The following is a 19,360-nucleotide window of genomic DNA, read 5'->3' as shown; positions in this document are numbered from 1 at the left end:
TTGAAGTGATGTGGCGACAGAGCTGCGTACGTGCACATGGAGGTGTCTTTACTATGAGTGAATTGTGGTCAAACGGTCCTATCCCCTTCGTCGGGACCGACGATCCGAAAGCGGGCATGGGATTCAGGTACTACCAGCCAGACCGCGTCGTTGCCGGAAAGACAATGGCAGAATGGCTGCGCTTTGGCGTGGCATACTGGCACACATTCAACCAGCGCTTGGTTGACCCGTTCGGAGATGGAACCGCTCAGCGTCCCTTCGACCGCTATACCGATCCGATGGAACTGGCACTGGCAAAAGTGGACTACGCATTCGACTTCTACACCAAGCTCGGTGTGCAGTACTTCTGCTTCCACGATCGCGACCTCGCTCCCGAGGGTGACACCCTGCGTGAGAGCAACAAAAACCTGGATAAGGTCGTCGACCGGATCGAACAGCTCCAGCGCGACACCGGCATGAAACTGCTGTGGAATACCTCGAGCCTGTTCACTAACCCGCGGTTCCTGTCCGGCGCTGCCACCTCGCCGTTCGCGGACATCTATGCGTACTCAGCCGGCCAGCTCAAGCACTCTCTGGAAATCGCGAAGCGACTGGGCGCGGAAAATTACGTCTTCTGGGGCGGGCGCGAAGGATACGAGAATCTGTGGAACACCGATCTCAAGCGCGAACAGGATCACATCGCCCGCTTCTTCCACATGTGCGTGGACTACGCCAAGGAGATCGGCCTGGACGCACAGTTCCTCATCGAACCCAAGCCCAAGGAACCGACGACGCACCAGTACGATTTCGATGCTGCCACGTCGATCGCATTCCTGCAGACCTACGACCTGGCCGATCACTTCAAGCTCAATCTGGAAGGTAACCACGCGAACCTGGCCGGACACACCTACCAGCACGAGATCCGCGTGGCGCGTGCCGCCGGAATGCTCGGCTCGCTCGATGCCAACCAAGGTGACAAGCTCATTGGCTGGGACATCGATGAATTCCCATCTGACCTGTACGAAACCACTGCAGTGATGTGGGAAATCGTCGACGAGGGGCAGATCGGGCCGCGCGGTGGACTGAACTTTGATGCCAAGCCGCGACGTACCTCGTTCACCGCCGAAGACCTGTACCTGGGCCACATCGTCGGCATGGATACGTATGCCGCAGGCCTGCTGGTCGCCGCCAAGATGCACGAGGATCGATTCATTGAAGAACTGGTCTCCACCCGATACGGGTCATTCGATTCTGGAATCGGTGCGACAGTTGAGGACGGGTCGGCAACCCTTGCCAGCCTGGAAGAGTATGCCTTCGATGTGCCGCAGGCTGACCTGATAAAGGCGGTGCGCTCTGACCACCTCGAATGCGTCAAGGCCACCATCAACAACTACATCATCGACGCGCTCGCGCAGGCCTGATCCGGCATCGCTCCGGTGGCACGCCGGGTGAGGTCGACAAACCGAGCCAACGTGCATACCAGACGGCCCATGAACTTGATTAAATGGTTCGTGGGCTGTTTGGTATGCCAAATGAGTTCGCGAGCCTGCTGCGTCGCAGCGATGGCACAGTCAAGAGTGTGTGATGAGGCAGAACGGCAATCACACATCCTCCCATAATTTGTACTGACAAAGTGTGACTGCGTGGTTATACTAGGTGGTGAGTGCGCAGGCCACCCTCGTCCTCATCGAAACAAGGGAATACGAGGTGGCACGGGCGCGGGAAGTGTGGCCATGACAGTGGTCGCGAACGATGACAATGACGAAGGAGCTGTCACAGGTGAATACAATTAAGCACTGGATTGGTGGTGCCGAATACGAAGGCACGCCGGTCAAGACTCTCGATGTCGAAAATCCAGGCACCGGTGAGGTGGTCAGCCAGCTGCTCCTGGCAAGTGATGACGACCTCAACCACGCAGTTGAGGTTGCAACCGAGGCGCAAAAAGAGTGGGCAGCAACGTCACTCGCCAAGCGCACCGCGATCATGTTCAAGATGCGTCAACTCGTCCTGGATCACCAGGATGAAATGGCCAAGCTGATCGTTGAAGAGCACGGCAAGAACTACTCCGACGCAATCGGTGAAATTCAGCGTGGACGCGAAACCCTCGACTTTGCCACCGCCATCAACGTCGCACTCAAGGGTGAGCATTCCGTCAACGTATCAACCGGCGTGGACATCTTCACCACCCGTCAGCCTGTGGGCGTAGTAGCAGGCATCTGCCCCTTCAACTTCCCGGCGATGGTTCCCATGTGGATGCACCCGCTGGCGATCGCTACAGGCAACGCCTTCATCTTGAAGCCCGCCTCGCCGACTCCGTCGGCAGCACTGCTGACCGCACGCCTCTACAAGGAGGCGGGCCTGCCTGACGGCGTGTTCAACGTCGTGTCCGGCAACCGCGACATGGTGCAGTCAATCCTCAAGCACCCCGGAATCAACGCGATCTCATTCGTTGGATCAACCCCGGTGGCACACATCGTGCAGGACACCGGTGTGACCCACGGCAAGCGCGTCCAGGCACTGGGCGGCGCCAACAACCACGCGATCGTGATGCCCGACGCAGATCTGGACTTCGCTGCACAGCACATCTCCGCCTCAGCCTTCGGTGCGGCCGGCGAACGCTGCATGGCGCTGCCGGTTGTTGTCGCCGTCGGTGGAATCGGCCCGAAACTGGCCGAGATGGTCAAGAAGCACGCCGATGCAATCAAGGTTGGCTACGGCATGGATGAGGGCGTCGAAATGGGCCCGGTCATCTCCGCCAAGGCAAAGGAACGCATCGTTGGCCTGATCGACGATGCGGAAAAGCGCGGCGCCACAATCGTGCGCGATGGCCGTGACCTGGTCATCGAGGGGTACGAGGGTGGTCACTTCGTGGGACCGACCATTATCGATGATGTTCCGCTGGATGCGCCGGTGTACACCGAGGAAGTTTTTGGACCTGTCCTGGCAATCGTCCATGCCGACACCTACGAGGAAGCGATGAAGATCGTGAACTCCAGCCCCTTCGGCAACGGTTCAGCAATCTTCACTAACGACGGCGGCGTCGCACGTCGCTTCACACTCGATGTTGAGGCCGGCATGGTGGGCGTGAACGTCCCGATCCCGACACCTGTTGCGTACTACTCCTTCGGTGGGTGGAAGGATTCGCTGCTGGGCGATACCCACATCCACGGTCCGGAAGGTGTCCGTTTCTACACGCGCGCCAAGGCGATCACGTCTCGCTGGCCCAGTGAGAAGACCTATGAGGCGACGATGTCGTTCCAGCGTGAAGAGTGACGCCGGTCTTCCCGTGCGCTGATCTTTTTCATTGACGAGGGCGGCTGTGCGCGGCACTGCTAGATGTGGTGTTGCGTATGGCCGTCCTCGCTATGTCTCATCGCGGTGGATGGCACATGGTCGCAGGACCTGGTCGCAACCTGGCATCGCACCCTTATTGGAATGCTGCATGCTCACCCGAGCAAAGCAAAAGGCGATACCGAAAGGTATCGCCTAGGTGAAGCCGCGTCAGCTGGACGCGATCGGGATCAGTCAGTCCTGGGTATCAAGAACACGCGTGAACAGTGCGTGTACTCCCAGAGCCAGAGTGCACAGTCCGGCAATCAGTGTGATAACTGGTGAAGCGGCGGCAATTCCGGCAACGAGGGCGACCAAGCTGATCACAAGAGCAACAACAAAGATGCGATGCTGAGCCGGTGCTGACAGCTGAAGCGTCAGGGCAGGCTGTGCAATTGCATACGATTGAGTTGATGTCATGGTCTCTCCTGTTTATCTTCGTCGGCCATGCAGGAGACCCGATGACACACACCGTGCACCCGCACGGCATTGTGTTCAATCCGGTGGGGCAGATTCTTCCCCGTGGATCAATGCACTTCCATTATCTCCCGTTATCAGCACCGATGCTGGTTGAGTTGATCACAGTAATGAACGCGTGCTCACAGGGCCACGTGGTAGCGTGTGGTAGATCGAGTCCCCGTTGGCGTAGCTGATGCTGACGAGACTGATTCTTGCTAAATGGCGTACACATACTGGAAAGGTTCCTGCGTCGCAGTGCAGGGATACCTCTGTCGTGAAGCGTTCAGACTACTGACAACGTCACTTGATTTGCTGACGCCACATCCGATCTTTGGAGTAGACGAGATTGAAGGATTTTCCATCCAGTCGGGCTTGGCTTTCGTCGAAACGCTTGGCAATCAGAGCGCTGGAGCCCATGAACTCGAAGGGCACGTCATCAACATCCTTGTTCAGCACCTGGTCACACAACTCGATGGCTTCATCGAACAGGCTTAACGGCATGTCCATGGTCATATGGGAAATGAAAAGCCGGTCGTAGGAATCTGCAGTGCGCTCTTTCATGCTCAGCACACGGTCGCGGTATTCTTCCACAGACGTTGAATTGTGGTCCCACAGAAAGGTGCGCTGGTTGCAGGCGTCGCCGGTGATGAGGATTCTTTCTTCTGGGATAAGAATCGCAGTCATGCCGGGAGTGTGCCCGGGGAAGTGAAGGGCTTCCACGCATATTCCGCCCAAGTCGAAGATCTGACCGTCGGTGAGATCTTCGAAGTTCAAGGGGTGAGGTGGCACAAAATCAGAGTCGTTCATTCGCGGTGATGCATCACCGACAGACAAGTCGATGTATTCACGGCGAACTTTCAGGACTGCCATTTCGTCGTATACCGGCACCTCCAGAGAATTCATGTAAACGTTGTCAAACTCTGGACCGCCCATTGCATGATCGACATGGCCATGAGTCAAGATGGTCACGATCGGCTTTTTCGTCAGACGTTCGACGAAAGCTCGCAGGCCTCGTATTCCCAATGACGAATCGATGAGAGCAGCGCGCGTAGCACCCTCCACCAGGTAGAGGAGTTCACCAGTCAATGTGCGAATAGCGGTCACACGGTTTGTGACACGTTGTGCGGAGAAGAAATCAGCCATGGTGATTTCACCGAACCTTTCGAATAAGCGGGGTGGTCACGCCCTCCGAGAATTGAAGACGCGTCGCCATGGTGGAGCATCGTCGCACTTTTTGGTCCATTCAGCGCCCAGGCTTCGGTTCATGCCAACGTTTCGGCATCAACCGAAAATACACAAAAACCTCCAGCCAACCCGAATATCACCCGGATTGACGTGGAGGTTTGAGATGAAGGCCTGTCGGCCTTACTCCTCGACGCGTTTGATGTGCTCGGCCTGCAGACCCTTCGGGCCCTGCGAGACCTCAAAGTCAACCTTCTCACCCTCGTTGAGAGTGCGGAAGCCTGACGCCTCGATTTGTGAGTAGTGAGCGAACACGTCAGCAGATCCGTCATCGGGAGTGATGAAGCCGTAGCCTTTGTCCGCGTTGAACCATTTAACGACACCAGTGGTCATGAAAGCGCTGTCCTGTCTACAAAAGCCCCTGCGCAGGGGAAAAACCTCGATCCCGGTTGAGACCGACACAGTTTCATGCCCACCGCAAAGCGGAACATAACGACTGCGACATCAACGCTACCGCACATTGGGCTAGAAAAAAGGCAACACAGGTCACAGCTCGGTATCAGTCGACACGGACGCGTTCCGACGCGACTCATGTTTGAGGATCTGACGGGGTACCAGCTTGAGGGGCTCGACGCAACCCTCATGCAGGAGCTCCGATGCCTCATCGTGTGGAAAGTCTGCCGCGTACCTATCGCCCACCGCCCGCCAGCCGAAGCCCCCACCCCGCCTCAGTCCAGCAGAACCCGCGGCCATGCATCCCCACTCACTGCCGGCCATCCGCTGCCCGGCGCTTGGCGTCTGTCTCTGACGGCATGGGACTTTCGTCGGATCATGGTGTGTGAACCACTTCATAAAGTAGGTGCGGAGGTATAGACGCAATGACGCGACCCCCGTCCGATGACATGCCGCACGCTGACACGCCGCATCCTGACGCGGCTCACACCCACACCCAGCCCAACCCAGCCACGCCAACTTCGACGTCGAAGCGTTCGCGTGGCACACGAAAACAGGCACACGCCAGGCAACGCCCGAGGCGTTCACCGCGCCCCGAATCAGGGCGCCCCGCAACCCTGACCCGCAGCAAACTCGTCGGCCGCATCATCGCGGCCGCTGCCCTTGTGACATTCCTGTTCGTCCAGCTGCCCGGTCTTGATGCGAGCGGCTCACGCATGTTCGGCATTTTCATTGCAGCCATCGCACTGTGGGTCACCGAAGCTATCCCGCTGGCCGCAACGGCAGTTGGCGTCATCTTGATGGAAGTACTCCTGATCTCCAACCAGGCAGTGCTCAGCGTCTCGGAAGAAGCGCCCGCCGCAACCGCCATCTTCGGCTCATTGGCCAACCCCGTCATCATTTTGTTCATGGGCGGATTTATGCTCGCCGACGGAGCCGCCAAATACAACGTTGATAAAGCGCTCTCCGCTCTCATGCTCAAACCCTTCCTGCGTAATGCGCGCATGACCGTCATGGGGGTCATGATGATTACCGCGCTGATGAGCATGTTCATGTCGAACACCGCCACCACCGCCACCATGTTCGCTGTCATGATGCCGGTGATTACAGCCTTGCCGAAGGGACGCGCGAGAACCGGCCTTGCGTTGTCGGTGCCGGTGGCCGCCAATGTCGGTGGCATGGGAACACCTGTGGGCACCCCTCCCAATGCCATCGCTCTGGGCGCCCTTCAAAACCACGGCATCCACGTCACATTCATTGACTGGATGCTGGCCGCAGTTCCGCTCATGCTTGTTGTACTGGTCATCGCCTGGCTGTTCATCGTCTGGCGATATATCCCCTCCGACGTCAAGTTCGACGTCGACACATCCGCAACCTTCGAGCGCACCCCGAAAGCCATCATATTCTACGTGGTCGCCGTGATCACGATCGGCTTGTGGATGACTGAATCGCTCCACCACATTTCCTCCAACACAGTGGGCTTCATCCCTGTCGCCGGTCTGATGATCCTGGGTGTCATGGGCGGCGACGACGTCAAGAAACTCGACTGGCCAGTACTGTGGCTGGTCGCAGGCGGTATCGCCCTGGGAGCGGGAGTGGGAGCAACCGGCCTGGACGAGTGGCTCATCGGCTCAATCTCCTGGCAGGCAATCCCGATGGCGTTACTCTTGCTGACTCTGGCAGCAGTGGGCTGGGTGACCTCGAACGTTATCTCCCACTCCGCGTCCGCCAACCTACTCATCCCGATGGGGATGGGGCTGGCAGCAACGGTCAGCACGTCCCCGAGCCAGATCGCGGTTGTCCTGGCTCTGGGATGCTCGCTGGGAATGTGCCTGCCGATCTCCACCCCACCCAACGCCATCGCGTATTCGACAGGCACGACACCCACCCCCGAAATGGTCAAAGTCGGCATGGTTGTCGGCATCAGTGGCGTCCTTCTGCTCGCCTTCGTCGCTCCGCTCACGTGGCGCGTACTGGGGGTGCTGTAGGTGATTGACGAGGGCACCCCATCCGCACTCCATCCGCGGCACGCAGATGCCTGCGCCATCCTGGTGATAGGCGACGGGTCGGACGGGATTGCCGCGACACTGGTTGAGGACTTAACGGGTGCTTTCAGCCATATCGAGGTTCGCTCAATGGCCGACATCGACGGCATTGACGCCGAATGCGCATACCTGGCGCGCAGCCGTACGCGCCTCGTCCTGGGATTTGTCACCAGCGAGGTCGGCTCTCTTGACCGCGCCTTCGAGGCACTGAAGGCATACCCGTGCACGCAGCACAATGAATGGGTGGTGGTGACGCGCAGCCGCACGCACACCGACATGAGCCGCGCCCTGGCCTCGGGGCTGCTGGCATCTGTCATCTCCGTGCCGTGGACCCTTCCGACGCTGGTGGCGCAAAGCTACGGTGCGATCACGCGGCTGCTGTTGCGCTATGAAATGAACGAGGCCGAACGTGAACGAATCGCCGGCCCTGTTCCCGACAATGCCGTGCGAGGCCCTGTGCTCTTTGGCCTTGACCACAGTGAACGGGAAGTACTGAATGACCTTCTGGCCGGGGCTGAACGAGTCCTGGGGCCGCGCCCCATCCTGGAGGTTGGCCCTCATACCGATCTGACCACGCAGGGTCAGCCCGTGCGCGCTGTGCACCTGGTACTCGACGGTCACGTTGCCCTGCACCGCGATTCCGACCAGGGTGACATTCTGCTGCACCATGCCACATCGGGACCCCTGATAGGGTTGGTGTCCCTGGCGCGCGGCGAAAACGCATTCTTCACGTCGACGACCACCACGCCGGTCAAGGTAGTGCGCCTGACCAATGAACAACTCCAGCTGGTCATCGCTGAAGATCCTCCGATGGCGGCGACGTTGGCTGCCCTCGCCATTCAATCCCTGGCCCGCCGCCTCGTGCGCGCAGAATATCTGCACATCGAAAACCGCGTCCTGGTTGACGACCTGCGGCACACGCGCGCAGAACTTGTGGAGCGAGCCCGTTACGCCATGCTCGGTGAACTCAGCGCCGGCATCGCGCACGAACTGAACAATCCGATCACCGCGGTGGACCGGGCTGCCGACCATTTGCGTGACGACATCACAACGCTGATGGACAGTGCCTACGCGGACCATGACCCCAGTGACAAGCTGCGCGCCGCTCATGAAGCCATGACCCGCGCGCTCGACGCACATCCGCGTTCCACCGCCGATGAACGCCGACTGGTCAGCGAATTCATGTCGGAACTGAAAGTCAGCCGCCAGTTCGCTCGCCGCCTGGTGCGAGCAGGAGTACACGATGTGGCAACTGCGCGACCTCTTGTTGCGGCGTCAGCGCCTCCCTCGTATATGACGATGGTGGAGACCGGCGCGCAGATCGGATCCTCGCTGCGCTCGCTGACGGTGGCGGCGGGGCGCGTGGTGCAGTTGACCGATTCCCTGAAGGGCTACGCGCGGCCTGATGGTACCGATGCGCGCATCGTTGACGTGCGTGAAGGGATCGAGGACGTATTGCGTCTGACGACGCACCGCCTACGCCACGTCGAGGTGCTCCGTGATTTCGAGAGCGAGCCGCTCGTGGTGGGTCATCCGGCCAAACTCGAACAAGTGTGGACGAATGTGTTGGTCAACGCGGCTGAAGCATTCGAAGACGAGGACGAAGCCGATGCCTACGCCCAGCCGGCGCGCGGAGATGAGCCACCGAGTATCACGGTCAGTGCGCGCACAGCAGGGCCGGATGTGGTGGTCGACATCGTGGATAACGGTCCGGGGATTCCCGCCAGCGTGCTGGCAAAAATGTTCGAGCCGCATTTCACCACCAAATCGGGCCGCGTTCGTTACGGTCTGGGCATGGGGATGTCGATCTGCCGGTCGATTATCACAGACGCAGGCGGCACCATCAACGTGGTATCTCAGCCCGGACGCACACAGGTCACGATACGTCTGCCGAAAGCTGCCGACCACGAGGGCGGCCCTACCCACAGTGAACACAAGGAGAGATCATGACGTTAGCTGTTCTCATACTGGAAGATGAAGCGGAAGTGCGTGACGCTCTGGAACGCGACTGTGACGAGTTCTGGGACACGCTGCGACTGGAGACTGCCGAAGATGTTGACGATGCATGGCAGGCGATCCGCAGCATTGACGAAGACGGCGATGAGCTTGCGCTGGTCCTGGCTGACCACCGTCTTCCCGGACGGAACGGCGTGGACTTCCTGATCGACATGATGGATGAGCCCTCCACGGTCAATACGCGGCGCGTCCTGGTGACCGGTCAGGCCGATCAAAGCGACACGATCCGCGCCTTGAATGAAGCCAGTCTGGACTATTACATCGCCAAGCCGTGGGTACGTGATGAGCTGGTGGCAACGGTGCGCGACCAACTGACCACCTATGTCCTTGAATCAGGTGTTGACCCGTTGCCGTACATGCCCGTGCTGGATGCGGTTCGTATTATGGATGCCATGCGATAGTCCCCGCTCACAAGGAGGCGTCATGGATATTGCAGTGATCGGGTCGAACAATGTCGACCTCATTACCTACATCGATCGCATGCCCACCGAAGGGGAGACGCTCGAGGCGCCCTCGTTCCAACTGGGGTGCGGTGGCAAGGGGTCGAATCAGGCGGTGGCCGCTGCGCGCCTGGGATCGCGTGTCCTGATGGTGACCTGCGTAGGTGATGACATTTTTGCCGACATGACGGTAGAAAACTACCGCAATAACGGCATCGACACAGACCACGTCAAGCGTGCGCACGGCACGTCGGGTGTGGCGCCGATCTTTGTCGATCCACACTCGCGCAACTCCATCCTGATTGTCAAAGGCGCCAATAACGACCTGACTCCTGAGGACGTGGAGGCCTGCCGCGAGCAGATTGCACAGTGCGCACTGATCGTCTGCCAGTTAGAAATCCGTCTGGATACGGTCTATGTGGCGATTGCGCTTGGCGAACAGGTCGGTGTACCCGTGCTGCTCAATCCCGCTCCCGCCAGCCCTGATTTCAACTTTGACTGGGCGCGGCGCTGCACCTACCTCATGCCTAACGAAAGTGAACTGACACTGCTGACCGGCATGCCATGTGACAGTGATGAAGGTGTTGAGGCTGCGGCGCGCACCCTCGTTGAACACGGCTGCCGACACGTCATCGTCACGCTCGGGTCACGCGGGGCGTGGTGGTTCACGCGGGCCAACGAGGGTGGCTTGCGCGTTGTCAGTCAGCGTATTGACGCACTCCGTGTGGATCCGGTGGATACGACTGGAGCAGGGGACGCGTTTATCGGAGCCTTTGCGCACCGGATCGTCCACGGCGATGCAATTCCGGAGGCTCTGGAGTACGCCAACAGCTATGCGGCAATGTCGGTGCTCAAACGCGGCACCCAGTACTCATATGCCACAGCCGACGAATTTGACCGGTGGCGTGCCCAACGCACGCAGTGAGACGCGAGTGCTCGTCTGCGCGCAGTAAGGCGCGAGCGGTCCTCAGCACTCAGTTGGGGGATGAGCGGCTATGACGGGACTACGACGCAGAAAGTGTGTCCCGGAGCGGCCCAGCCCGCCGGTCACTCGGGCCGAGTGGCATCTGCCCACACCTGACGCCACTTGTCGGCCAACGAGTCAATGTTTTCGTGCGCGTTCAGGCCGCTTGGCTGGGGAACAACCCACAGGGATATGCCGCGCGGCCAGTTGTCAATCGTGTCAGCATCTTGCTGCCCGAGCTTCGCGTGAGGTTGCCTGAACGCCGTGCGGTACGCGGTAATTCCGGCGATGGCAACGGCGCGTGGATTCAGGTCGCCAACCCGAGTCACCAAGTGGGCAGCGCCCTCGCGCAGTTCATCGCGGCTCAATTCATCTGCGCGTGCAGTGGGCCTGCCGACCAGGTTCGTGATGCCGATTCCGCGTGACAGAATATGTTCCTCATCTTCGGCGCTGAGGCCGCAGGACGCATCGATCTCATAGTCAGTCAGGCCCGCTCGAGCGAGAGAGGGCCAAAAGCGGTTACCCGGTCGCGCGAACGGTGCATTAACGGCCGCAGTCCACAACCCCGGATTGATTCCGACGATCAGGAGCCTCAGCTCAGCTCCAACGCAGTGCGGACCAGGTAGTACATCGTCAAGAGCCAGAGGATCATCGGTGGCAAAGTACGCCAGATCACTCTGGTGTGGCTTGCGTCCACCCAGAGGCGACGGTCGGCGTAAAGACTTCATCGCTATGGCCGTCAGGCACTTTCCTGCGACCGTTCCACGCGTGCTGTCCACGCCATCGGATCATCGACGAGGTGCTGTAGGACTCGGTGTGCAGCGCCGATCGTGGCAAGTGAAGCAGAGTGCTCGGCAATGCGGATTTCAGAGGGGCTGCCGGCAGAGTGGAGGACCCGTGTGCGCAATTCAGGCAGTGCCCGTTCGCGCAGTTCAGAGCCAATGTCAGCGACGGAGCCGCCCAACACCACCAAAGGAATGTCGAGCATGTTGATGACGGCAGACAGTGTGCGCCCCAGAGCGGCGCCACCCTCGTCCAATGCAACGCGGGCAGCAGCGTTGCCAGCTTGAGCAGCAGCGACAACATCGACATTTGTCGCGCCGCGTGCCAGACCTGCGCGCTCTACCAGTGCGCGCTGGCCGATGTAGGCTTCCAGGCATCCCGTCGCGCCGCATCTGCATGTCGGGCCGGCAGGGTCGGTGGAAATATGTCCGATTTCGCCTGCCCATCCGTGCGAACCGGGCAGGAGAGCGTGGTCAATGATGATGCCTGCGCCAATACCGACTTCACCGGACACGTAAACGAACGAGGGCGGCCCTGATGGGACACCAGGTTGCGGACATGCTACGGCCCACGCTGCCAGGTCGGCCTCGTTCGCGACGGTGACGACACCCAGGTGGGACAGCGGTGCGAGCAGCGTGTGTAACGGCAGGTCACGCCACCCCAGGTTGGGAGCGAGGATCACAGCCTGAGCGGAAACTATGCCGGGCACGGCCAACCCGGTTCCAAGAAACAGTGTGTCGCCTTCTGTCGCGGCATCGGCTTGCGCTTTTACCCGGTCAGCGAGCTCCCCCAGAGCGCGCATGGTCTGCTGCGGATCTGAGTCTGAAAAGTCGCCTTCCTGCACGCCTTCTGCCACGATCTGCCCTGACAGGTCCACGATGCGTGCAGCCAGGTAGGAGACGTTGACTTCCAATCCCAGTGCGGTCGCATATCTTTCCCGCGGGGTCAGGCGCACCGCTGGCCTGCCTCGTCGAGCATCAGTTGACGGGTCGAGTTCGGTGACCAGGTGAGCCGAGATGAGCTCGTCCACCAGGCGGGAGACTGTTGCTCGCGTAATGCCAGTTGTCGCCGCGACCGAGGCGCGGGTGACTGCTCCGGGATCGGCCAGGATATAGCGAAAGACGAGGGCGAGATTCATGGCGCGCAACGACTGAGCTTTGACGCCGCCGTTGCCACGTGAGGATGTGTGGGCACTGCGCGGCAGAGAGGTGAGGCGTGATGAGGACTTATGTGCTCGGGTCATTGTTCTCTCACATTCTGGTTATGTGTCAGCGTCGCGACGTGGCCTTATGGGTTGACTATACTCGCTCACCCCGCTATTTTGTTTAGTAACGAAACACAATGGGGTTCTCGTGCACGCCACGCCTCTTCCAAGCAGCGTGAAATTATTCAACATGGAACAAGGAGCTGAACATGACGATGTATGGACCGTACGTTGCGGGCGTGGATACGTCGACCCAATCATGCAAAGTTGTCATCGTGGATGCCCTGCGCGGAACGGTCGTGCGGGAAGGTAAAGCGACGCACCCTGACGGCACGGAAGTGGACCCGCAGGCTTGGTGGGACGCGTTCAACGAGGCCGTCAAAGCAGCAGGTGGCCTGGAGGACGTGGTGGCGCTATCCGTGGGCGGACAGCAGCACGGCATGGTGTGCCTGGACAAAGATGGAGAAGTCATCCGACCCGCCCTGCTGTGGAACGACACGCGTTCAGCCGACGCTGCTCGTGACCTTATTGCCGAATACGGCGAGGGTGACGAGGAAGCCGGTGCCGCGTGGTGGGCTGATGCCACCGGATCAGTGCCCGTCGCCTCACTGACCGTGACGAAGCTGCGCTGGCTGGCAGACCACGAACCTGAGAACGCGCGCCGTATTGCAGCTATTTGCCTGCCGCACGACTGGCTGACGTGGAAAATCATGGGAACCGGTCGACTGGAGGATCTGCGCACGGACCGCTCCGATGCGTCGGGTACCGGTTACATGGACCGCGCTACGCCAACCTACCGCCGCGACATCCTTGCCCACGCGTTGCGCATCGACAAGGACGTCGCACGATCCATCATCTTGCCGAAAATCCTCGGACCATGGGACGTGGCCGGACGTGGTGATGAGTCGCGAGGCTGGGGTGAGATCATGCTGGGACCAGGGTGTGGAGACAATGCGGGGTCAGCGCTGGGTGTCGACCTCAAACCCGGTCAGGCTCTGCTGTCACTGGGCACATCCGGAGTTGTTGCCGCCGTGTCAGATCACCCGGTTGCTGACCATTCAGGACTGGTGACCGGTTTTGCCGACGCTACGGGAAACTGGCTGCCATTGGCGTGCACGCTCAATGCCTCGCGCATCATCGACGCAATGATGGCGGTGATCGATGCGGGTTACGACGAGTTTGATAATCTTGCCTTGAGTGTGGACGATGCCGCGGGATTGACTTTAGTGCCCTATTTCGAGGGCGAGCGCACCCCGAACCTGCCTGATGCTACGGCTGAGCTGAAGGGCATGACTCTGAAGAACTCGGATCGCGCTCACGTGGCGCGCGCAACGGTGGAAGGACTGCTGAACTTGATGAAGTTCGCTCTGGATGCGGTGCGCGCACTGGATGTGAAGCTCGAACACGTGGTCATGGTCGGCGGCGGAGCGAAATCGCGCGCCGTCCTCGAACTGGCCGAAGAATTCCTCGGCGCAACAGTTACGGTACCCAAGTCGGGAGAATACGTAGCGTTGGGCGCCGCCCGTCAAGCAGCGCGCGTGATGGAACGCGCAGGAAAGGCACAGTGATGACGCAGATTCCACAGACCATGAAAGCCAGCGTCCTGATTCGCCAGGGTCTCATTGAGATGGAGGAACGACCGGTGCCGACACCGGATGCGGACCAGGTGCTGATTCGCGTGGAGTCGGTGGGGGTGTGCGGCTCGGATGTGCACTACTACCACAAGGGCCGCATCGGTGACTTTGTGGTGAACGAGCCGATGATCCTGGGGCACGAAGCTTCCGGAGAGATTGTGGCCGTGGGCGATGACGTGGATCCGGCCCGCATTGGCCAGCGCGTTTCCATCGAGCCGCAACGGTGCTGCCGAGTGTGCGAATACTGCAAGCGCGGAGAATACAACCTGTGCCCCGATATCGAGTTCTACGCGACGCCGCCCATTGACGGAGCCTTTTGCGAATATGTCCTGATTCAGTCCGATTTCGCCTACGAGGTTCCCGACTCCATTTCGTGGGATGCGGCAGCCTTGATGGAACCCCTGAGCGTGGGTATTGCCGGAATCCGCAAAGCCCACGTGAAAGTGGGTGACCGCGTCTTTGTTGCCGGCGCAGGTCCGATCGGTGCGATCGTCATCCAGGTTGCGCGGGCATTTGGCGCTGCCGAGGTGGTCGTCAGTGATCCTGTTGAAGGTCGGCGCGATTTGGCACTGTCGCTGGGAGCAACCCAGGCTGTTGAGCCAGGTGACCCGGCACTAGATGGTCAACACTTTGACGCGTTCATTGACGCGACGGGCGTCACTGCAGCTGTGCAGGACGGCATCATGCGTCTGGCGTCTGGCGGCACCGCAGTGCTGATTGGTATGGGTGACGATGACATGTCACTGCCGGTTGGATTCATCACCGCGCACGAAATCAACGTGACCGGGATTTTCCGTTACAACAACACGTGGCCCACAGCCATCCACCTGGTAGCCAGTGGAGCGGTCGACCTGGATCGCCTGTGCACTGATCACTACGCCCTCGACGAAGCTGACCAGCCCATCATCAACAAGCCCGCGCCGACCACGCTGAAGTCGATCGTCCATCCCGGACAGATGGCACAACACTAGGAGCCTGAAGCAGGGCTGGCTGAGGGGCTGTTCATGCGTGAAACTGCGTAGTGAAAAGCCGTAATTCATGAATAGTGAATGAAAGGAAAGAGCCTTGCAGCAGGCGTTTGAAAAAGACGGTCTAGGACTACGGTGGCGTGGTGACGGAACAACACTTTCAGTTCAGCCGTGGGGAAAGGACGCAGTCCGTGTGCGTTCACGACTCATGGCAGATGTCATCGAATCGAATTGGGCTCTGCTCGATCAACCTGAAGATCAGGAATCGAGCGTCGAACTCAAGGGCGATGAAGCTGTACTCGAGGTCGGATCGCTACGCGTCATCTTGCGCCAAACCGCGATGTGTGATGGAAAAGTTGGGTACGAGACTTTCCATTGCAGTATCAGTTTTGAGAAAACGGATGGAACACCATTACTGCGTGAAAAGGATCGGGGCGGGTCTCTGGACTTGAAGGCTCGCGATCTGCGTCCCGTTCTTGGCGGCGATATCTCCCTGACAATGTCGTTCGAGTCTCCAGAAGAAGAACATCTGTGGGGAATGGGCCAGTACCAAGAGGGTATCGGTGATCTCAAGGGATGCACTCTTGAACTTGCTCATCGCAACTCCCAGGCGAGCGTTCCTTTTGTGATTTCCAGCAAGGGCTACGGCTTCCTGTGGCACAACCCTGCCATCGGGCAAGTAAGCTTCTCATCGAACGTAACTCAGTGGTCAGCAGAGCGCTGCGATCAACTCGACTACTGGATCACGGCTGGAGACAGCCCGCGGGAAATCAGTAAGGCATATGCCGCGGCAACCGGATTCGCTCCCATGATGCCAGAACACGGACTGGGGTTCTGGCAGTGCAAGCTCCGTTACTGGAACCAGGAGCAGCTCCTTGAAGTCGCGCGAGAACACAAGCGCCGTGGACTGCCCCTGGACGTCATCGTGATCGACTTTTTCCACTGGCCCCACATGGGAGATTATCGCTTCGAGGAGGAATTCTGGCCGGATCCTCAGGCAATGGTTGATGAACTCCATAGCATGGGCGTTGAGCTCATGGTTTCGGTGTGGACCCAGGTTGCGCACGCATCCGAGAACTGGGATGAGCTGAAGAAGAACAACCTGCTGGCACGGGCAGAACGTGGCCTAGATGTCCATATGGCGTTCCAGGGACCGAGCGCTTTCATTGACATGACCAATCCCGAGGCAAGAAAGTTCATCTGGGAGAAGTGCAAAGAAAATTACGGCAAGTACGGCATCAAGATTTTCTGGCTCGATGAGGCTGAGCCCGAATACGGTGCCTACGACTTCGATAACTACCGCTACAACGCTGGCCCCAACGTCAAGGTCGGAAATATCTATCCGCAGAACTACGCCAAAGCGTTCTACGACGGACTGGTTGAATCCGGCACTGACGACGTTGTTAACCTCTTGAGGTGCGCCTGGGCGGGCTCTCAGCGTTACGGTGCTCTTGTGTGGTCTGGTGACATTAGCTCAACATGGAAAGACCTGCGGTGCCAGGTTGCTGCGGGAATCCACATGGGTGCCGCAGGAATCCCGTGGTGGACCACCGACATTGGCGGCTTCCACGATGGTGTCATCACAGATCCGAAATTCAAGGAACTTCTCATCAGGTGGTTCCAGTTCGGAGCTTTCTGCCCGGTGATGAGGCTGCACGGTGACCGACGGCCAGTTGAAGAGGTCAGCGCCAAGGATGGCTCCTACAGACTGCCCAGCGGTGCTGAGAATGAACTCTGGAGCTTTGGAGACGACGTGTATGCCGTGCTTGAGAAGTATATTCATCTGCGCGAAAAGCTCCGCGACTACATGCGAGACGTCATGTTGGAAGCCCATGAAGAAGGACAACCTGTGATGAGAGGGCTCTTCCAGGAATTCCCGCTCGACGAGAAGTGCTGGTCCATTTCCGACCAGTACCTGCTAGGCGGCGACATCCTGGTCGCTCCAGTTCTGGAAGCCGCTGCAACCTCCCGATCGGTGTATCTGCCGGCCGGAGCTTCCTGGACTGACGCGTCAACGGGTGACAAGCACGAAGGCGGTCAGTCGATCGATGTCGAGTGCCCTCTGGACAAGATTCCTGTCTTCTTCCGAGACGACACGCATAGTGAACTAGTTGGCATGATCTAGTTCAACTGGGGTGGGTCGCGACCGCAAGGTTCGCGGCCCACCCCTTTTTAATGCGACATGACAGGTGGATGCGCCAGGTTGAGACATCTCGCGCTGCTGCATGGCTTTTCTCGAACCAAAATGGTCAAATGAACCTAGCTAGATGAACAGCTCGAACTAAGGGGATCACAATGGAATCGGTGAGCGCGCGACTGTCGCAGGCAGGATACGAACTTCCGGAAGTTGCAGCACCGGTTGCGGCCTATGTTCCGGCAGTTGAAGACCGCGGAGTGATTCGCACATCAGGCCAGCTGCCATTGGAGAACGGTGAGCTGTCCTGCATCGGTGCAGTCGGAGAGGACGGCGCAGACCCAGACGATGCTTACGAGGCAGCCCGCATCTGCGCGCTCAACGCCCTTGCGGCAGCAGCAAGCGTCGCCGGAGACGTCGACCGCCTGGCACGCGTCGTCAAAGTCACCGGTTTTGTATCTTCCCGCCCAAGCTTCACCGGCCAGGCTGGTGTTCTGAACGGGGCCTCTGACTTCTTCCAGGACATCTTCGGAACGCCTCACGCACGTTCTGCCGTCGGCGTAGCCGCATTGCCGCTCAACGCGTCAGTCGAGGTGGAAGTCGAGTTCGCTCTGAATAACTGAACCCAGCCCACACGTCTTCCCGCCCAGGACGCCCCCTCGGTGTCAACGCGCACTAAGGTGAGAAAAGGGGGATAGCGATGCACACGAATGCCACTGAATACCCACGCATTTTAGTCACAGGTTCCAGCGGATATGTGGGAAGCAACCTCGTGCCCGCTTTGGAAGCACGAGGTTATGCCGTGCGTTGTTTCGATCAGGTGGCACCTGCCAGTGGTACGCAGGGCGCCCTCGTTCATGATGGTGTGTGCAGTGCGCAGCGAGAGTATGTCACCGGATCAGTGCTGGAACCCGCCCAGGTGGATGAGGCGATGCGCGGCGTTGATGGTGTCATTCACCTGGCGGCCGCCATCACCTTGAAGAAGCGTGATCCGCAGGCGTGGAGGTTGAATTCGGCTGGACCCGGAGTCGTGGCCAGGTCGGCGCTGAAACACCACATCCGAATGGTTCACTGCTCGTCCGTGCATGCCCTCGACAATGCGACTAAAGGGGTCATCACTGAAAAGTCGCCGCCTGCCGGGCCAGATCGCCCGCTGTATGACCGCTCAAAGGCGGCAGGAAATCGAGCGGTGCGTCGACAGATCGCGCGTGGACTGGACGCGGTGGTGTGTATGCCAACCGGAATTATTGGGCCGACCGACCCGACACAGTCGCGCGTCAACGAAATCATTTTGGATGCTGCACGAGGCCGGGTACCTGCGGTCGTGGCTGGCGGCTTCGACTGGGTGGATGTACGCGATGTTGCCGGAGGGCTGATCGACGCCTTCGAGAAGGGTCGTACCTCGCAGCAGTACTTGTTGCCTGGCGTTCGAGCATCCATGTCGACACTGGTGCGAATCGCTTCCGCGCTCGCAGGACATTCGGGGCGTGCGGTGCCGGTATTTCCGTTGCGGTGGGTGGACTGGCTGGCTCCCGTGGGCGAAAAAATCGGATCGTGGGTCAATTCGGATATTTTCACATCGGCATCGCTGGGTGCCCTTGAGGATCTGCCACACGTTTCAGGCGCGAAAGCGCGCAACGAATGGGACTATCAGCCTCGGTCGCTGGCAGTGACCATTCGCGACTTGCTTGTCGACGTGGGAATCGACGTGGTGGATGATCCCGGTGCCATGGTGGAGATGCGCCGCGATCTTGCCGAGGTGTAGCGTA

At 59.4% G+C, this 19,360-nt stretch carries 16 protein-coding genes; 11 read left to right on the top strand and 5 right to left on the bottom strand.

Annotation, left to right across the window (positions count from 1 at the left end; translation table 11 throughout):
• Nucleotides 1–53 precede the first annotated feature (53 nt).
• The gene (xylA, locus tag AC1DA5_RS06835; RefSeq protein ID WP_070726050.1) at nucleotides 54–1,400 is read left to right on the top strand and encodes a xylose isomerase; all 1,347 of its coding nucleotides are present in this window, start codon (nucleotides 54–56) and stop codon (nucleotides 1,398–1,400) included.
• 358 nt (nucleotides 1,401–1,758) lie between these two features.
• Nucleotides 1,759–3,252, top strand: coding sequence for a CoA-acylating methylmalonate-semialdehyde dehydrogenase (locus tag AC1DA5_RS06830; protein ID WP_058237940.1), 1,494 nt, complete (start codon nucleotides 1,759–1,761; stop codon nucleotides 3,250–3,252).
• 252 nt (nucleotides 3,253–3,504) lie between these two features.
• Here the strand turns inward: AC1DA5_RS06830 and AC1DA5_RS06825 are convergent, their stop codons facing one another.
• The 3 genes from AC1DA5_RS06825 to AC1DA5_RS06815 all read right to left on the bottom strand — a co-directional run bounded on the left by AC1DA5_RS06825 (nucleotide 3,505) and on the right by AC1DA5_RS06815 (nucleotide 5,343).
• Nucleotides 3,505–3,729, bottom strand: coding sequence for a hypothetical protein (locus AC1DA5_RS06825; RefSeq protein ID WP_092648039.1), 225 nt, complete (start codon nucleotides 3,727–3,729; stop codon nucleotides 3,505–3,507).
• A gap of 339 nt (nucleotides 3,730–4,068) precedes the next feature.
• Nucleotides 4,069–4,911, bottom strand: a complete 843-nt coding sequence (locus AC1DA5_RS06820) for an MBL fold metallo-hydrolase (RefSeq protein ID WP_058237609.1) — start codon at nucleotides 4,909–4,911, stop codon at nucleotides 4,069–4,071.
• Between the two features lie 222 nt (nucleotides 4,912–5,133).
• A complete protein-coding gene (locus AC1DA5_RS06815; RefSeq protein WP_058237610.1) occupies nucleotides 5,134–5,343 on the bottom strand; it encodes a cold-shock protein in 210 nt (69 codons plus the stop codon).
• Between the two features lie 485 nt (nucleotides 5,344–5,828).
• On the opposite strand from AC1DA5_RS06815, the gene AC1DA5_RS06810 reads away from it, so the two are divergent.
• From AC1DA5_RS06810 to rbsK, 4 genes are read left to right on the top strand one after another with little or no spacing between them, the layout of a single operon-like run.
• On the top strand, nucleotides 5,829–7,391 hold the full coding sequence (locus tag AC1DA5_RS06810; protein ID WP_480289666.1) for an SLC13 family permease: 1,563 nt from the start codon (nucleotides 5,829–5,831) through the stop codon (nucleotides 7,389–7,391).
• On the top strand, nucleotides 7,392–9,398 hold the full coding sequence (locus AC1DA5_RS06805) for an ATP-binding protein (RefSeq protein ID WP_480289664.1): 2,007 nt from the start codon (nucleotides 7,392–7,394) through the stop codon (nucleotides 9,396–9,398).
• On the top strand, nucleotides 9,395–9,865 hold the full coding sequence (locus tag AC1DA5_RS06800) for a response regulator (protein WP_058237613.1): 471 nt from the start codon (nucleotides 9,395–9,397) through the stop codon (nucleotides 9,863–9,865). Before AC1DA5_RS06805 ends, AC1DA5_RS06800 begins: the two co-directional genes overlap by 4 nt.
• A 22-nt stretch (nucleotides 9,866–9,887) precedes the next feature.
• Entirely contained in the window at nucleotides 9,888–10,829 is a 942-nt protein-coding gene (rbsK, locus tag AC1DA5_RS06795; protein ID WP_070726045.1) for a ribokinase, read from the top strand.
• Nucleotides 10,830–10,951: 122 nt separating this feature from the next.
• Here rbsK and AC1DA5_RS06790 read toward each other — a convergent pair whose 3' ends face one another.
• A complete protein-coding gene (locus AC1DA5_RS06790) occupies nucleotides 10,952–11,647 on the bottom strand; it encodes a mismatch-specific DNA-glycosylase (RefSeq protein WP_480289662.1) in 696 nt (231 codons plus the stop codon).
• A complete protein-coding gene (locus AC1DA5_RS06785; RefSeq protein ID WP_058237616.1) occupies nucleotides 11,608–12,894 on the bottom strand; it encodes an ROK family transcriptional regulator in 1,287 nt (428 codons plus the stop codon). The genes AC1DA5_RS06790 and AC1DA5_RS06785 overlap by 40 nt, the downstream gene beginning before the upstream one ends.
• A 170-nt stretch (nucleotides 12,895–13,064) precedes the next feature.
• Here AC1DA5_RS06785 and AC1DA5_RS06780 point away from each other — a divergent pair, with 170 nt between their 5' ends.
• From AC1DA5_RS06780 to AC1DA5_RS06760, 5 genes are all read left to right on the top strand, one after another.
• Nucleotides 13,065–14,423, top strand: coding sequence for a xylulokinase (locus AC1DA5_RS06780; protein WP_058237617.1), 1,359 nt, complete (start codon nucleotides 13,065–13,067; stop codon nucleotides 14,421–14,423).
• On the top strand, nucleotides 14,423–15,460 hold the full coding sequence (locus tag AC1DA5_RS06775; RefSeq protein ID WP_285015359.1) for an NAD(P)-dependent alcohol dehydrogenase: 1,038 nt from the start codon (nucleotides 14,423–14,425) through the stop codon (nucleotides 15,458–15,460). The genes AC1DA5_RS06780 and AC1DA5_RS06775 overlap by 1 nt, the downstream gene beginning before the upstream one ends.
• 94 nt (nucleotides 15,461–15,554) lie before the next feature.
• Nucleotides 15,555–17,582: a glycoside hydrolase family 31 protein gene (locus AC1DA5_RS06770; protein ID WP_480289660.1), complete on the top strand. Its 2,028-nt coding sequence runs from the start codon at nucleotides 15,555–15,557 to the stop codon at nucleotides 17,580–17,582.
• A 170-nt stretch (nucleotides 17,583–17,752) separates the two neighbouring features.
• Nucleotides 17,753–18,214, top strand: coding sequence for a RidA family protein (locus AC1DA5_RS06765; RefSeq protein WP_070726036.1), 462 nt, complete (start codon nucleotides 17,753–17,755; stop codon nucleotides 18,212–18,214).
• A 77-nt stretch (nucleotides 18,215–18,291) separates the two neighbouring features.
• Nucleotides 18,292–19,356 (top strand): NAD-dependent epimerase/dehydratase family protein, encoded by a 1,065-nt coding sequence (locus AC1DA5_RS06760; RefSeq protein WP_480289658.1) that lies wholly within the window; start codon nucleotides 18,292–18,294, stop codon nucleotides 19,354–19,356.
• Nucleotides 19,357–19,360 lie beyond the last annotated feature (4 nt).

Source organism: Pauljensenia sp. C0254C2, from assembly GCF_056583835.1.
This window is presented reverse-complemented; position numbering and strand designations above follow the sequence as displayed.

What these genes read in the sequence shown, in the direction of transcription:
- AC1DA5_RS06800 (WP_058237613.1), top strand. Translation starts at nt 9,395, where the DNA reads ATGACGTTAGCTGTTCTCATACTGGAAGATGAAGCGGAAGTGCGTGAC.
- AC1DA5_RS06775 (WP_285015359.1), top strand. Translation starts at nt 14,423, where the DNA reads ATGACGCAGATTCCACAGACCATGAAAGCCAGCGTCCTGATTCGCCAG.
- AC1DA5_RS06760 (WP_480289658.1), top strand. Translation starts at nt 18,292, where the DNA reads ATGCACACGAATGCCACTGAATACCCACGCATTTTAGTCACAGGTTCC.
- rbsK (WP_070726045.1), top strand. Translation starts at nt 9,888, where the DNA reads ATGGATATTGCAGTGATCGGGTCGAACAATGTCGACCTCATTACCTAC.
- AC1DA5_RS06810 (WP_480289666.1), top strand. Translation starts at nt 5,829, where the DNA reads ATGACGCGACCCCCGTCCGATGACATGCCGCACGCTGACACGCCGCAT.
- AC1DA5_RS06765 (WP_070726036.1), top strand. Translation starts at nt 17,753, where the DNA reads ATGGAATCGGTGAGCGCGCGACTGTCGCAGGCAGGATACGAACTTCCG.
- AC1DA5_RS06820 (WP_058237609.1), bottom strand. Translation starts at nt 4,911, where the DNA reads ATGGCTGATTTCTTCTCCGCACAACGTGTCACAAACCGTGTGACCGCT.
- AC1DA5_RS06785 (WP_058237616.1), bottom strand. Translation starts at nt 12,894, where the DNA reads ATGACCCGAGCACATAAGTCCTCATCACGCCTCACCTCTCTGCCGCGC.
- AC1DA5_RS06815 (WP_058237610.1), bottom strand. Translation starts at nt 5,343, where the DNA reads ATGACCACTGGTGTCGTTAAATGGTTCAACGCGGACAAAGGCTACGGC.
- AC1DA5_RS06780 (WP_058237617.1), top strand. Translation starts at nt 13,065, where the DNA reads ATGACGATGTATGGACCGTACGTTGCGGGCGTGGATACGTCGACCCAA.
- AC1DA5_RS06825 (WP_092648039.1), bottom strand. Translation starts at nt 3,729, where the DNA reads ATGACATCAACTCAATCGTATGCAATTGCACAGCCTGCCCTGACGCTT.
- xylA (WP_070726050.1), top strand. Translation starts at nt 54, where the DNA reads ATGAGTGAATTGTGGTCAAACGGTCCTATCCCCTTCGTCGGGACCGAC.